This is a genomic window from Providencia sp. PROV174 (genome assembly GCF_028480685.1).
Classification (GTDB): Bacteria; Pseudomonadota; Gammaproteobacteria; order Enterobacterales; family Enterobacteriaceae; genus Providencia; species Providencia rettgeri.
The window spans coordinates 149418-163349 of sequence record NZ_JAMPOT010000017.1 but is presented as its reverse complement, the minus strand read 5'-3'; the positions used below and the strand labels follow the sequence as shown (position 1 = coordinate 163349).

At 39.3% G+C, this 13932-nt stretch carries 22 protein-coding genes; 19 read left to right on the top strand and 3 right to left on the bottom strand.

What is annotated here, in order from left to right; genetic code table 11:
- Positions 1–71: 71 nt before the first annotated feature.
- From PSE60_RS15405 to PSE60_RS15365, 9 genes are all read left to right on the top strand, one after another.
- Positions 72–317: a transcriptional regulator gene (locus tag PSE60_RS15405; protein ID WP_140178354.1), complete on the top strand. Its 246-nt coding sequence runs from the start codon at positions 72–74 to the stop codon at positions 315–317.
- A gap of 44 nt (positions 318–361) precedes the next feature.
- On the top strand, positions 362–817 hold the full coding sequence (locus PSE60_RS15400) for a toxin YdaT family protein (RefSeq protein WP_272665964.1): 456 nt from the start codon (positions 362–364) through the stop codon (positions 815–817).
- A 17-nt stretch (positions 818–834) separates the two neighbouring features.
- Complete coding sequence (locus tag PSE60_RS15395) at positions 835–1059, top strand: hypothetical protein (RefSeq protein WP_272665963.1); 225 nt, start codon at positions 835–837, stop codon at positions 1057–1059.
- 1 nt (position 1060) lies between these two features.
- Positions 1061–2017 carry a hypothetical protein gene (locus tag PSE60_RS15390; protein WP_272665962.1) on the top strand — a complete coding sequence of 319 codons (957 nt, stop codon included), beginning with the start codon at positions 1061–1063 and terminating at the stop codon, positions 2015–2017.
- On the top strand, positions 2014–2736 hold the full coding sequence (locus PSE60_RS15385; protein ID WP_272665961.1) for a replication protein P: 723 nt from the start codon (positions 2014–2016) through the stop codon (positions 2734–2736). The genes PSE60_RS15390 and PSE60_RS15385 overlap by 4 nt, the downstream gene beginning before the upstream one ends.
- A gap of 178 nt (positions 2737–2914) precedes the next feature.
- Positions 2915–3745, top strand: coding sequence for a hypothetical protein (locus PSE60_RS15380; RefSeq protein ID WP_272665960.1), 831 nt, complete (start codon positions 2915–2917; stop codon positions 3743–3745).
- 147 nt (positions 3746–3892) lie between these two features.
- Positions 3893–4486, top strand: coding sequence for a DUF1367 family protein (locus PSE60_RS15375; RefSeq protein WP_272665959.1), 594 nt, complete (start codon positions 3893–3895; stop codon positions 4484–4486).
- Between the two features lie 11 nt (positions 4487–4497).
- Positions 4498–4812: a Ref family recombination enhancement nuclease gene (locus PSE60_RS15370; protein ID WP_272665958.1), complete on the top strand. Its 315-nt coding sequence runs from the start codon at positions 4498–4500 to the stop codon at positions 4810–4812.
- Positions 4800–5333, top strand: a complete 534-nt coding sequence (locus PSE60_RS15365) for an antiterminator Q family protein (RefSeq protein ID WP_272665957.1) — start codon at positions 4800–4802, stop codon at positions 5331–5333. Before PSE60_RS15370 ends, PSE60_RS15365 begins: the two co-directional genes overlap by 13 nt.
- Positions 5334–5445: 112 nt before the next feature.
- Here PSE60_RS15365 and PSE60_RS15360 read toward each other — a convergent pair whose 3' ends face one another.
- Positions 5446–5799, bottom strand: a complete 354-nt coding sequence (locus PSE60_RS15360; RefSeq protein WP_272579231.1) for a hypothetical protein — start codon at positions 5797–5799, stop codon at positions 5446–5448.
- Positions 5800–5936: 137 nt separating this feature from the next.
- Between PSE60_RS15360 and PSE60_RS15355 the strand changes: the two genes are divergently transcribed.
- The 5 genes from PSE60_RS15355 (at position 5937) to PSE60_RS20645 (ending at position 7885) form a co-directional block, all read left to right on the top strand.
- Positions 5937–6206: an HP1 family phage holin gene (locus tag PSE60_RS15355; RefSeq protein WP_004918813.1), complete on the top strand. Its 270-nt coding sequence runs from the start codon at positions 5937–5939 to the stop codon at positions 6204–6206.
- Positions 6206–6676 carry a lysozyme gene (locus tag PSE60_RS15350; protein WP_272579230.1) on the top strand — a complete coding sequence of 157 codons (471 nt, stop codon included), beginning with the start codon at positions 6206–6208 and terminating at the stop codon, positions 6674–6676. Before PSE60_RS15355 ends, PSE60_RS15350 begins: the two co-directional genes overlap by 1 nt.
- Positions 6658–6831 carry a hypothetical protein gene (locus tag PSE60_RS15345; RefSeq protein ID WP_272665956.1) on the top strand — a complete coding sequence of 58 codons (174 nt, stop codon included), beginning with the start codon at positions 6658–6660 and terminating at the stop codon, positions 6829–6831. Before PSE60_RS15350 ends, PSE60_RS15345 begins: the two co-directional genes overlap by 19 nt.
- 20 nt (positions 6832–6851) lie before the next feature.
- Complete coding sequence (locus PSE60_RS15340; RefSeq protein ID WP_226537931.1) at positions 6852–7301, top strand: lysis protein; 450 nt, start codon at positions 6852–6854, stop codon at positions 7299–7301.
- Positions 7302–7681: 380 nt separating this feature from the next.
- Entirely contained in the window at positions 7682–7885 is a 204-nt protein-coding gene (locus tag PSE60_RS20645) for a crAss001_48 related protein (protein WP_442959488.1), read from the top strand.
- A gap of 272 nt (positions 7886–8157) precedes the next feature.
- On the opposite strand, the gene PSE60_RS15335 is transcribed toward PSE60_RS20645, so the two are convergent.
- Positions 8158–8289, bottom strand: coding sequence for an entericidin A/B family lipoprotein (locus tag PSE60_RS15335; RefSeq protein WP_272579228.1), 132 nt, complete (start codon positions 8287–8289; stop codon positions 8158–8160).
- Positions 8290–8690: 401 nt separating this feature from the next.
- Between PSE60_RS15335 and PSE60_RS15330 the strand changes: the two genes are divergently transcribed.
- The 4 genes from PSE60_RS15330 to PSE60_RS15315 all read left to right on the top strand — a co-directional run bounded on the left by PSE60_RS15330 (position 8691) and on the right by PSE60_RS15315 (position 11533).
- The gene (locus PSE60_RS15330; protein WP_272579227.1) at positions 8691–8933 is read left to right on the top strand and encodes a hypothetical protein; all 243 of its coding nucleotides are present in this window, start codon (positions 8691–8693) and stop codon (positions 8931–8933) included.
- Between the two features lie 366 nt (positions 8934–9299).
- Complete coding sequence (locus PSE60_RS15325; protein WP_219246810.1) at positions 9300–9812, top strand: KilA-N domain-containing protein; 513 nt, start codon at positions 9300–9302, stop codon at positions 9810–9812.
- Positions 9813–9873: 61 nt separating this feature from the next.
- A complete protein-coding gene (locus PSE60_RS15320; RefSeq protein WP_219246812.1) occupies positions 9874–10389 on the top strand; it encodes a lipocalin family protein in 516 nt (171 codons plus the stop codon).
- A 133-nt stretch (positions 10390–10522) separates the two neighbouring features.
- The gene (locus PSE60_RS15315; RefSeq protein ID WP_272665955.1) at positions 10523–11533 is read left to right on the top strand and encodes a terminase small subunit; all 1011 of its coding nucleotides are present in this window, start codon (positions 10523–10525) and stop codon (positions 11531–11533) included.
- Between the two features lie 184 nt (positions 11534–11717).
- On the opposite strand, the gene PSE60_RS15310 is transcribed toward PSE60_RS15315, so the two are convergent.
- On the bottom strand, positions 11718–12245 hold the full coding sequence (locus tag PSE60_RS15310) for a hypothetical protein (protein ID WP_272665954.1): 528 nt from the start codon (positions 12243–12245) through the stop codon (positions 11718–11720).
- Between the two features lie 286 nt (positions 12246–12531).
- Between PSE60_RS15310 and terL the strand changes: the two genes are divergently transcribed.
- A complete protein-coding gene (gene terL, locus PSE60_RS15305) occupies positions 12532–13929 on the top strand; it encodes a phage terminase large subunit (RefSeq protein WP_272665953.1) in 1398 nt (465 codons plus the stop codon).
- Positions 13930–13932 lie beyond the last annotated feature (3 nt).

Sequence of the window (13932 nt, the reverse complement as noted above, 5' to 3'; positions counted from 1 at the left end):
CTTCAAGAAAAACTTGAAATTTACGTATGTTTGGTTGTAAGATTAACTTGTAATTATTTAAGGAGACGGAAATGACACCACTTGTAAAAAGTAAAATTAATAACCTAGCTAATCAGTCAGAGATAGCGAGACGATTAGGAACAAAACCACAAACGGTTAATTTATGGTTTAAAAATGGAGTCCCAGCACAAAAGGTTTTGAGTTTATGTGAATGCCTTGGATGGGATATAACTCCCCATGAAGTTGCACCAGATATTTATCCAAACCCTTACGATGGCTTACCTAACGAGCCATCAGTATTACAGCTATCAGATTAAAAAACTGATTATTCATAATCAATTTTGCGACAGGAGACGCAGAGATGAGTTTTGATATCGATATTGTCCGCTCTGAAATTGAGAGCTGGGCTACAGAACATGGTCAAGAGCACGTAGCGATTGAGATAAGCCGCGCGTATTTGCAGATCACAAGAGGCAAATCACAGAACCGCTTGCATGTGATTGAAGATGAACAAGGCCAAGCGGATTGGAAAGCAATTAACAATAACCGACAGCAGATATTTCGTTGGTTGCGAGGCGACTCGAACGCATCAATGAAAAAATTAGCAGAGCTGATGCCTGCGATTGAAATGGCGTTGCCAGCCTCGAGGTTAGCTCGAGTACGAGGCGACACGAAAAACTATTTAGCATCAGTGGCCATACAGCGATTTGCAGATGCAATGACCGAAATTCTACTTGAGGGTCGTGACATGTCACGAAACATCAATAGTGCTATTACCGCACTAAATGCAATACCACGCCCGACCAGCGTGCACTAATTCAAGAGGCAAGACCAATGCTAAGAACGACTGAACTGATTACCTACTGCAATGGTTTTTTATTGAATGGAAAGCCTGCAGACAGAAAACAAATCGAAGATATTTTCGAGGGAAGAAGGGCGGTAGCGCTCAATATTGGGATTCAGTACGAACAACAAAAACAAAAGCTACTTTTAAAGAAATTGTCGCCTGAGCAGTACCAGAACGCTTGCCGCGATATCGCTAAAGCGCTGGGGGTGTGAAATGAGGCCATCAGACTTGTTACTCGATTTTGGGCGGCCAGTGGCTTACTACCCTGGTCTAGTTAAACGCCTTGGTAGCGTCAATGCGGTGATATTTTTTAGCCAGATATTTTATTGGCAGGATAAAACTGATTCCGAATTAGGGGTCTATAAGTCTTCTGAGGACATTACGGCCGAAACGGGGTTAAGCTATCGCGAGCAACTCACCGCAAGAAAACATCTTGTGAAACGTGGGATTTTAATTGAAACGGATAGGCGTTTAGAACACAAAATATATTACCGCATAGATTGTGACCAACTTGACCAAATTATGACGCAACCTATTGATAATCTACCAAATGCGCAAAGCGCAATCGGGGGAAGTCACAATGGGGATTTGGCGAAACAACAAAATGAACAGTCGCCACAAGACAAATTCGACGGTGGCGGTGAAACAAATCCGCAGTTCGATCCTACAGAGATTACAACAGAGAATACTACAGAGAATATAAACCCTTCTTGTCCGGTCGTTTCACAACCTGACGAAAACATGAATGATAATTCGTTTGTAGCCCGTCACCCTGATGCCGTTGTGTTCAGTGCAAAGAAACGGCAGTGGGGTACATCGGATGATTTGCTTTGTGCGCAGTGGATATCCAAACGGGTGACTGAGCTTTACGAAAATGCATCTGAATCTGATGATGACATCAAACCCCCGAAAGAACCTAACTGGGCTTTATGGGCCAATGAGGTACGGTTGATGCGCACGATTGATAGCAGGACGCATAGGCAGATTTGCAGGTTGTTTGATAGGGCAAATAAGGACCCATTTTGGTGCAAAAATATTCTTAGCCCAAGCACACTTCGAAAACAGTGGGACAAACTGGTATTAAAATTTGCTGAAATTCCACAGAGTGAAGATTGCTCGCCAGCACAAGCTCACTGGAATAGCCCTGAAGCATGGGAGAACACACTATGAAAAGTCTTCTCTCCGCAATTGAAAACAGAGATGGCAAAAAATTATCAAGCCTAATTCAGCCAATCAATAAACCCGTTGGCATCAATGAGCATGCGGAAAAGTTGGTTGATATGCTGTTTGATAACTTAGTGCAAATTTTCCCAGCAGCAAAGCATACTGTGTTTTCAAACCAAGACGATATTTCAGCAACCAAACGGCAATGGGTGCTGGCGTTTATCGAAAATGGCATAACATCTGTTGAGCAATTGAAAGCGGGAATGAGTGTGGCTAGGCAGCAAGAGTCTGATTTTTTCCCATCCTGCGGAAAGTTCATCAGTTGGTGTCGCGAGGGAATGATGCAAGCTATGGGTCTACCTTCAGTTTGTGAGGTCATGGCTGAAATGAAGCGCTATAGCAACATGGAGTGGCGATATCCATCCGTTGAGGCATTCCCTTGGAAATCAGCGGTGATGTATTGGATTGTGCCAGAGGCAAGGCGACGAATGACGCAGTATAACTTGTCTGATAAAGAGATCAGGGAATCTATCAAAAAGCAGTTGATAGCCTATTACAACCAGATACAGGAAGGTAAGCCAATCCCACCAATCAAGCCGTTAATAGGCCAAAATAAAAGAGGGGTTTCTACGTCAGAGTTAATTGATAAAGAAGGAAAATATCGACTGATAGGGCAGCAAGCATTAAAGGAAATTAGAGCTAAAATTTTATGTCGGGATAGATGATGCAAGACTTAAACGTAAGATACCTGAGTTAGTAAGGTTGGTTTTGTGGTAAATATGGCAAACGCTTACCAGTAGAGGTGTGTTGCTTTAGTGGTAGTTTCATGTGCTGGGTAACCAATGGATGGCACGAATTTAAATTGGATGTAGAATAAGTAAAAATATTAGTTATGGATCGAATATGATACTTGAATGTTTGGCTCTAGAAGCAGCATGCTTAAATGAAGCATGGGATTGGGTTTATGAAAATTGGAACTGGGGTATTGTTATTGCAATAATATCTTTACGATTCACAGCTAAAGCTTTAAAAAAAACAGATAGGGCGAATCTTTTATCGGAGAACTCATTGAGAATAACAAAGAGTTCTTTGGAGTTGACAGAAGAGGCGACAAACATAGCTAAAGAATCGTTAAATGCAGCTAAAAAATCAATTGAAACTTCAATTGAAATATATAATAAACAAAAGAATGATAATGACCGCCAGAAAAAAGCTGACAGAAATAATAATGTAATGGGTATTTTAGACGTTGCAGGAAAAGAAGCTTTTTTAGTATTACAATATCTCCTTTTTATAATTGAATTACAAGACTTAGCTAATAAGGCTGTATCAATTGATTCTAAACTATCACAAGAGGCTGAATGGAATAGTGTTTATTTTAAATTACCTAACGGTGGGGTTGTAAAAACAGGTCAAATCCCTTATGTCCCAAAATACTTTAGCCATGAGGTTTTAATTAATTCAGCTGTTAGTAGTCCAGAGCTATTTTCCATGCTCCTTAATTTAAATGGACAAATATTAGTTGTTGAAAAAAATATGATATTTTTAATGAGGCAAATAAAAAATAGTGAAATAGATGAACTTAAAGACTATCTGAATTACTACATACCTCGAGACGGTGAAAATTTATTTATACAGTCAATGTTAAACGATGTATTACGTTTTGAACAACAAATGAAAGACTATAGTGGCTTTGTTGAAGTAAAAAGAAAAATAATATTAAGTCTTTTTTAATTGGTGTTGTAGATATATGATTATTGCCAAGGTAATTTTAAATACCATATAAATAGACATTGGTTATATAACTATACTTGCTATATAATTTACTTATTGGTTTGAACACCCAATCTTAACACTTGCTGTGTCTACTGAGAGAAACGTATGGCACAGCATAGCTTTATCAAAATGTCTAACGACACTCTTGTACCGGCTAATCCCGCTGCGAGAGATTTTTTGCATTCCAAAATTAAATGTGGTGATGTGCTTTCGGCTGATTTCAAGAAAGCTCGCAACCCACGTTTCCACCGTAAATACTTCGCATTACTCAATCTAGGTTATGAATACTGGGAATCAACCGGCGGTACCATTTCTCCTGAAGAAAAAGAATTGGTTCGTGGTTACGTTAAATTCCTCGCTTATTACACCGATAATGATGATGCCCTCCAGTCAGCCGCAGATGTTTACCTAAATGAGATAGCACAGAAACGCGCTCACAATATCTCAGCAACCAAATCCTTTGATGCTTTTCGTTACTGGGTAGTTGAACAATCTGGCCACTATGAAACTTTCGAAATGCCAGACGGTAGTCTACGCCGTGTCGCTAAATCAATCAGCTTTGCCAAAATGGATGGCCTAGCCTTTGGCGAACTCTACAAATCAACCCTCGATGTGCTCTGGAACTTCATTCTATTTCGTGAATTTTCCACCCAAGAAGCTGCTGAAAATGCGGCGGCTCAGTTATTAGATTTTACCTAGAGGCAAGACCAATGACCAAAAAATCAAAGACCAAAGAAGATAAACAGTGGCTATCGGATGTAGCAGAACTTGGCTGCATTTGCTGTCGCAATATGGGGTATGGGGCAAGTCTCGCGGAAATTCATCATGTAAGAACGGGGCAGGGAATGGCGCAGCGAGCTAGCCATAAAGATGTTTTACCTTTATGTCCACCTCATCACCGGCCTAGTTACGATACTGGATTTCATGCAGCGCCTAAAACATGGCAAGAAATTCACGGTACTGAGAGTGAACTACTTGAGCAAACCAAAAGAGAAGTGATGGAGCTGCGCGCATGTCGAGTATAAAAAGTATTTCTGATGGGCTTGTACTTGATGCTGAGCAAGAAGCTTGGTTGCAAGGTTGGCTATCCAAATTCGGTGCTTGGGTTTACAGTGGTCGATTAGAAAAACGGCAGAGCAATATCATTGCTGAATTTATGGCAACGGTAGAAAAGCGTGATTATCCAGAAAGGGAAATGTGTAATGACGACGATGGAATGTTAATCACCAAGGTCGTCGATAAAATTTATCATATAGACCGAATTGCATTCACGTTATTGTTATTACGCTATGCCTTTGTGAGTTCTGACCGTGCCATTGCTCGTTATTACTATGGTATTGCACAGCCACGCCAGATGGTTCGCAGAAATCGCACGCTTGAATATCGAAAGCCCTCGATGGCAACGTGTCGTCGTGAGGTAAAAGAAATCATCCGTTTTGCCGAGTATTTAATTTACCCACATCTCTATAATGCATTTAAAATACGCGATAATGAGTGGAAAAAGAAAAATAATAGTAAGAACGTGTTGACTTCTTTGAACCAATGAGCCACTATTTCAAGGTAAGTTGCCGTTTTAGTAACTGTGACTAACTAACCCAGCCAATGCGCTGGGTTTTTTGTTTTCTAAACCAAGTGAAAATTGCCGTTACCTTTATGGGTTACATGTCATCTACATGACCATTCATAGCAGCTCTAGTTCTAAATGTACGAATAGAAGTTGCTAGTTCGACGGATTCATTCCCTGATAGTACAACCCTACCTGCTGAGGTTGAAAGGTATAGCGTTGAAGAACCATCACTATTTACTGAAAATCCATGGTTACTTAGATATCCAACATACTCTTCTAGAACCACTGTGGCTAGTCTGGACCTACCAGTAGCATTCTTTATTTCATCATAGGTAATGATGAAATTGGCTTCATAGTTTGGTCCAAAGTCGCTTACTAATTGAAATAATGCAATTTTAAAGTTTCGAATGGAGCCATTAATAAAGAAAAGGTCTTGTGGTGACATGCCGCTTTCTCCTTTTAGGATATTTATAAATTCATACATCAACCATGTATCGGTATTGTTAGTTTGCTGGATTGAAAAGTCAATGATTATATTTTATTTTTGAAATTAATATTAGGCACTCCGTAGGGGGTGAAATCATGCGTATGGATAAATATAGCAACGCAGCCTACGGTAGTGCTGGGCTAACAGCATTTTTCGCAAGCTTATCACTTTATGAGTGGGGCTTTATTATTGGGATGGCGTTTAGCATCATCCTTGGTCTTGCTACTTTCTTTATGAATCGACGAGAGCAACGAAAGCGAACACGTTTATTTGAAGAACTCGTTAATAAAACTGACCCTCTAAACCCCTCTGCTACTGCACGAAAAGCCGCCGAACTTATGGCGAAAGCACCTAAGGATATCTAATGTCACTCAAACAAAAATTAACTGTGCTTGTTGGTGCAGGGGCTTCGGCTATCGCTTTAACGGTGATTGCGTATTTTGAAGGTGTTAGATATGAGCCTTATGAAGATGTGGGTGGGGTATTAACGGTCTGTTATGGTCATACGGGGAAAGACATTGTTCCCAATAAAATTTACACCAAAGAAGAATGCAACGAGCTGTTAGAGCTGGATTTTATGAGAACTAAACTACAGGTAGATCGCTTGGTTAAAGTTCCTGTTGATGAACATACAAAAGCCGCTCTTTATTCATTTGCATTTAATGTTGGTACTGGGGCATTTGCTAAGTCGACAATGCTTAAAAAGCTTAATGCAGGTGACCAATACGGTGCTTGTGAAGAACTTAAAAAATGGGTTTACGCTGGTGGAAAGGTATGGCGTGGCCTCGTTAATCGCAGAGAAGCGGAGGCGGCAATATGCCATGGAAATCTATAGTGGTTGTAATTTGCTTTATGCTACTCACGATATCAATTATTGCTTTTGGCGCTTACCGTTTGACAGATAACACATGCGGCATTGATAAGGTCAGTTTAGAAAAACGCTGCCAAAAAGCTATCGATTACTATAAAGGTCGGCAAGTTAATTTTTAATCTTCTATATGGTAACCGCCATGAATAAAGTCAGAGCATTATTATTTATCGCTGCATGGGTAGCCATATGGGGAATGTGGATACAACACGAAAGGATAGGTGAGCTAAACACCAAGAATGCCGAACTACTCGTTGAGCTTACAGAGCAAGTCAAAATTAATGAAGATTACCAAGAACGTATCCAATCCCTTCATCAACTCGATACTAAACATACTCAGGAATTAGCTAATGCAAAGATTGAAATTGATAAGCTGCGTATTGCTGCTGAGCGTAATCCTGAACGGGTGTACATCAAAGCCAGTTGTAAAAAAGCCGAAAGCCTTACCCCCTCCGGCATGGATGATGCAATCTCCGCCAGACCTACTGACTCCGCTATCCGAAATTATTGGTTACTCAGAGAGCGAATTGTAAAATTAACACGAATGGTATTAGGGCTGCAAGATTATATTAGAACGGAGTGTTCACAGTGACTTACTCTGAGTTGATTAAAGATGCCTATTTAGAGATAGCCAAGAAAGCAATACGGGAAATTGAACAGCAACGACAGGTGATCAAATAAAAAAAGCCTACACAGCGGTAGGCTAAAAGATGTTGCTTTATACAATTGAATATCTCTTTAAACATAGTCGGTATTTCAAAGTATGCAAAATTATTTCTAAGTATTTTAAATTGATAGTCGATTAAGTGAACAATGAGCCTCCATTTGGGGGCTTTTTAGTAGCCAGATATTGAATAAATCTCTCATCAGCCTTTAATTTGGTATGACCAGTCATTAATAATTTGAAATCTCTGTGTTTACATCTACCCTTTAAATACCCATTATTAGTGTAATTAGCTATACTAAAGTAGTATGAAAAATAGAAACCAACAATTACTAAATGATTCAGCACTCTTAGATTTAAGAATTAGATATTTAGTCAAATTTATACGTAGTAGAGTGTTTAATAAACTACCAGACAGTGAAAAAGGATTATTTGAGTCGCAACTTTATTCAATGAAGACGCTATCATCAATATTAAAAATGAGAGTAGATATAGTAAATGATGGAAAATAATAATACATAATAGCCAGCCTATACGAGTTTTTATAAGGGAGGTATGAGAAAATACGCAGTAAAAACAAAGAAAAGCCCCAGTTTAGGGGCGAAATAAAACGAAGCAATAATTTGAATACACTATCAGCATAGATGATTAGCAAAGTTTTCACATGAATTAAGTGTAAGCAAATACGGAAAAGAAAATACAGAATTGAGTGTCGTTAAATGTCCAGAGAAACACTAGAAGAATAAATATAACCTCTAGTGTTTTAGGCATGAGAGTAGATTTCTTACTGAGCTGCTCTTTGTATTGCCTCTCCGCCAGCCTCTATGTCTTCACCAACACCTTTAGTGGTGTTACAGGCAGTTAATGTGAAAACAACAGCTAATGAGCAGATGAGGAAACTGGTTTTTTTCAACATATTTTCTTCCTTTTAGTGTGAAGTTATAAGTTACAAAAGATCATTTTTAATTATAGCAGAACAATTTGACTACCATTTTTATCTGCATAGAGCTGTAATATTAGTATTAACCCATGGTATCTGTATGGGATTGGTATGGTTAGGGATGCCTGACAAATGAAAATGAGCTGCTATATTTTAGGTGTTAATACTTATTTTGGTAATTAATCACATTAGCAATAAAGGGTACACTCTATGATATTAAAAGAGCTATTTATCCGTATGCTTTATGTTTTCCAATACTTAGTAGTTGGTTTTCTCTTATTATTAACATCAATAGCCATACCAAACTGGTTAGGCAAGGCATCAGTCTTTTTTGTAGGGTAGAATCTAGTAAATGAGTAGCATTTAGGGAGGCTGTCATGGCAGGTAGTGAAGAGGACGATATTAAGTATTTACCATGGACAGGCGCTGCTTTGAAAGTAGCATTGGTGATGACAGTCGAAGCTATGAAGTTAACGCATGAAGAGGCAGAAAGGAAAAACATTACTGTTGTAGTTGGTCCGTATGTTCGCCCATATAAGGAAGTAATGGCCATAGCTGAAGAATATGGTGAAAAAGAAATTCCTAAATCAATGCCCAACATGCCATCAGATATTAAATAGATAACAAGAATTCACCATGAGCCTCGCAATAGCGGGGCTTTTTAATGGCTTCTTCGCAATTAAGTGAGGTCCATATCTTGCTGACGGGTAAGCCGTAAGTGACAAAAGTAACGTAGTGATACGTGATGATGGTTGCAAAAAATAAACCCAATAAAATCAGTAAATAAAAATAGGTACTCATATTGGGGGCAACCTCAATCCGTGCGTACCGATTGCTTATCTCTATTCAAAGCGTATCTCACACGCAAACATCACAACCCCGAGACCATTCACAAAAGCGACTTCAGAGGACAGCCTGTTATAGGTGTGCTCGGGTCAGGCTTGTTCTGTGAGAACTGAGGTCTCTTTTTTGAAAGGTAATACATCATGAGTTATCCAAGAGTAAGTGTTAATGGAGTATCCGTCAGAGTTGATAATGAAGGCAGATATAGCTTGAACGATTTGCATGCCTCAGCAGTAATTAATGGGGAAGCAAGAGAAAATCAAAACCCTAGCCAGTTCTTGAGAAGTAAGCAGATAAAGGCATTTGTTGATAAATTAAGCGCAATGCAAAATTGCACTGCGGTTAAAGTTATCAATGGTGGGCTAAATCATGGAGTATGGGCTTTAGAGTTAGTTGTCATTAGATATGCTGCTTGGTTAAAGCCTGAGTTTGAAATTCTCGTTTACAACACATTCAAAGATGCAGCAAGGAAAGGTTTGGATGTTATGGCTAAGCTTAATAAGTTAGATCACGTCATCAACACTGAAACCAAAAATGTAAGTAGCTGTGCAAGAACAATGGCTAACTGGGGAGTTGGTGGTAGGAAGCAATTACTACTAACCGCAAGAGAACGAGTAGTGAAAGAAGCTCAGATGTACTTACCGAATATTGAATAGGTCGCTCAGCAGCCTTTTTTATGCGAAAGTATCTCATCAGCGAATTCTGAGTGAGATTACAATGCAGATAAAGTCCACATTAATGTTTTTAAGTATGCTGCTACTTAACGGTTGCAGTGTTAAAGTGCCAAAGGATATTTCACCTGTTAAGAATTTTGATTTGTCTCGTTATCTTGGGGAGTGGTATGAGGTAGCTAGAATCGATAATCGATTTGAAAAAGGATTAAGTAAGGTCTCTGCTAATTATTCCCTTCGTGATGATGGAGGCGTAAAAGTAGTAAACAAAGGATGGGATTCGGAGAATAAAAAATGGAAAGAAAGTATCGGAAAAGCTTACTTTGTTGAATCTTCTGATGTAGGGGCTTTGAAGGTTTCATTCTTCGGTCCTTTTTATGGCGGTTATAATATTATTAAGCTCGATGATAACTATCAATATTCATTAGTTGTTGGCCCTAACAAAGATTATCTGTGGGTACTATCGCGTACTCCAACTATGCCACCAGAGTTATTAAAGGAATACCTTAGTTTTGCAAGTAGCTATGGTTTTGATAGGCAAAGAATATTGATATTTCAATAGTATTTATTCCTTGTGAAAACTTAATAAATCAATGCATGACCCGTCAAGTGCGGGTTTTTTATTGAGGGAAATAGCTAATCAGAAAGTTTATTCCTACAAGTAGACTTTCTAATGGGCTAAGGAGATAAAGACGATGGCTAAACTGGATTGGGGGACGCTACAGCAACAGTTCCTCACCGAACACGCTAAATCAGGAATATCCCCTAAAGAGTGGTGTGAAGACCAGGGACTTAATTACGCAACAGCAAGGCGATATATTAAAAGGCCGGCTGCGCAATCTGCGCAAAAAACTGCGCACAAAAAATTGCGCACTGCGCACGAAAAAGAATGCGCAAAAGAGCCTATATGTAACAGCGCAATACCAACTGCGCAGAGTAGAGAACAATATGGTGCGCACAATGATGAAAGTACGTTTAACCTGTGCAACTACAAGCTTACAGACCTACAATTTCGTTTCGTCAATGAGTATCTTATCGACTTAAATCGAACGGCTGCATATAAAAGAGCAGGTGGTAAATGTGATGGCCAAAATGCCTATGCTAGCGCAAGTCAGATATATAGAAATATTGAGGTCAATCAAGCAATCAGAGACGCGCTAGCTGAACGAGAACGCAGAACCGAAATCACCCAAGATGCCGTATTAAAAATGTGGTGGGATATTGCGACTGCAGACGTTAATGAGCTGACAGAATATCGTCGATTGTGTTGCCGTCATTGTTGGGGCTTTGGTTTTAATTATCAGTGGCGTGATGCGGTCGAATATGAAGATGCTGTGAAAAAAGCCATGGCAGCAAGTAAACCACCTCCGCAAGATGTTGGCGGTTACGGTTACGATGACACATTAGACCCTAACCCTGATTGTCCTCGATGTAATGGTGCTGGTATTGGCCGTGCACATTTTCACGATACACGTGATTTAACTGGCGCGGCTCGTCGTTTGTTTGCTGGTGTGAAAGAGGGCAAGTTTGGTGTTGAGGTGATTACTCGTAATCAAGATGATGCGCTTAAAATGGTTGCGCAGCATTTAGGTATGGTGAAAAATAGAACTGAAGTAACCGGTGCGGATGGTAAGCCTATTCAATCAACTGGGATTGACCTTAGTCATTTGAGTTTTGAGCAGCTCCTACAATTGAGAAAAAATTAAAGCTACTTACTTAACATAATGATATATAGAGAATCATTATTAAAATGATTCAGTATAGAGATCTAGATATAACAGTAAAACTTCAACCTAAAGGGATTCGAATGTTGATCTTATAAGTCATAAGGAAAGATATTATCTATTCCTTATGACTATGTTTTGAGAGTTCAACTCGCATATGACTTATTTATGGTTTTTTCTTATTGTGTATATCTTTTTTATATATTATTTTTTTGCAGATATAAGGATAAGAAAGGGTTAATGCAACTGCTAATACTGGGAAGATTATAATAAATATAAAGTGAGTTTTAGGTTCTGGGAAAGATGGTACATAATGAGGCGCTAAGTAGAAGAAACACAATAGTGTAGAATATGCCCATAATTTCCCTGATATAAAAATAGAAAAAATTATTCCGGAATATTTAATTAACTTATTGACACACTGATCTTTTAATTCTTTAGAACTAAGATAAAAAAAATAAATTATGGCTATGAATAATAAAAATAGTCCAAAGTAGAAAGTTTCAAGGCCGTAATATTTATCAACTAGGAAAGATATTGTTGGATTAATTTGAGTGTCAAGAGTTATTTTTCCTATATGCATAAGATAGATTAATAAAAGGGCAATGATAAGCATGATGAATTGAAAAATGAATGGAACGACAATCATATTGTTATTTTTCTTTTTCTTAGTTTGTTTAGAGGAGGGAACCATTTTATTTCCTTGTGGAAAATCAGATAAAATAAAATTATAAAGAAATTTTAATATATGTCTATGTTGATAATGTTTTTTTCATAATTATATTTATTTAACATAATGGTGCTTACATGCCCTGCGGCTTTTCAACTCAGCTAAAATGTCACCTCAAACCGATAAAAGTCTAAATCTTCTTCCTGAATTTAGGCTTTTTATTCGTTGCTAATTTGTTATCAAAAACTCACTTTCCATTTCACCATCATTTTGAGGTGAAAGGGCTATTTATTCCATTTTAGGTGTGGCTATGAACATCGATTTCAGCTTATTTGATGAAGAGATCGAAAGGGAGATAGCGCGCCGCAGTTTGCATGAATTCATTCAATACTTAAACCCTGAATACATCACGAGCCATTTCTCTCAAACGGTGTGTGATGCGCTCGACCAGTTCTTGATTGATATGATGGCGGGTAAGCGCCCTAAATTAATATTAGGGGCACCGCCACAGCACGGCAAGTCTGATATTGTTTCCCGCTATCTTCCTGCTTATTTCTTTGGAAAATACCCTAACATGCGAGTTGGGGCGCTGTCGTATTCATCTGATTTAGCTGGCGATATGAACACCGATGTTCAGCGAATTATGATGTCGGCTGAATATCGTGTGTTATTTCCTAAGAGCTGGTTAGGCAATAAGCCTGAGAATGGCATCGCTGTTAAGCGTAACTCTGACGAGTTTGGCATTGCCAACCACAAAGGCAGTTATGTATGCGCGGGTGTCGGTGGTCCATTAACGGGTAAGAAAGTTGACCTCGGGATTATTGATGACCCAATAAAAAACTCGAAAGAAGCACTTAGCCCGACGGTTAAAAAATCGATTTGGAACTGGTACGTATCGACCTTTAAGACTCGCTTATCAAAAAACAGCGGCGAAATCATCATGGCCACGCGGTGGGCTACCGATGATTTATCTGGTCAATTAAAAGAGAAAGCCCCTGAAACCAAGGTGCTCGCATTCCCTGCCATTAATGAGCAAGGGGAAGCGTTGGTACCAGAACTTCACCCTATCGATAAGCTGCTAGAAACCAAAGCAATACTGGGTGATTACTTCTGGTCTGCTATGTATCAACAATCGCCGAAGCCGGGCGACGGTCAAATCTTCCACGAAGAGTTTGTACGCTATTACTTACCTAAAGACCTACCTGATAAATTCGACAAGGTTATTCATAGTTGGGATATGACCTTTAAAGACAGTGACGGTACCGACTATGTAGTGGGGCAGGTTTGGGGCAAGAAAGATGCTAATGCGTATCTGCTTTATCAAATTCGAAAACGCATGAGCTTTACTCAAACTAAGGATGCAGTGAAGCTCTTAGCAGAAAAATTCCCTGAAGGGCGTCGTAAGCTGGTGGAGGATAAAGCTAATGGCCCTGCAGTTATCGACTCTCTTAAATCGACCGTGTCGGGCTTAATTCCTGTTGAGCCTGATGGTAGTAAAATCGCACGTGCTCATGCCTGCACCGCTGAGTGGGAGGCGGGTAACGTGTGGTTACCGCACAAAGACATTGCTCCGTGGATAGTGGAAACCGTGGAGGAAATTACAACGTTCCCATTCGCTGGCCATGACGACACAGTGGATGCGATGACACAGGCGCTGCGTGATTTATACCAGAAGAAAAAAGGCGGTTTCTTCACAACCAAGAGGTAATTC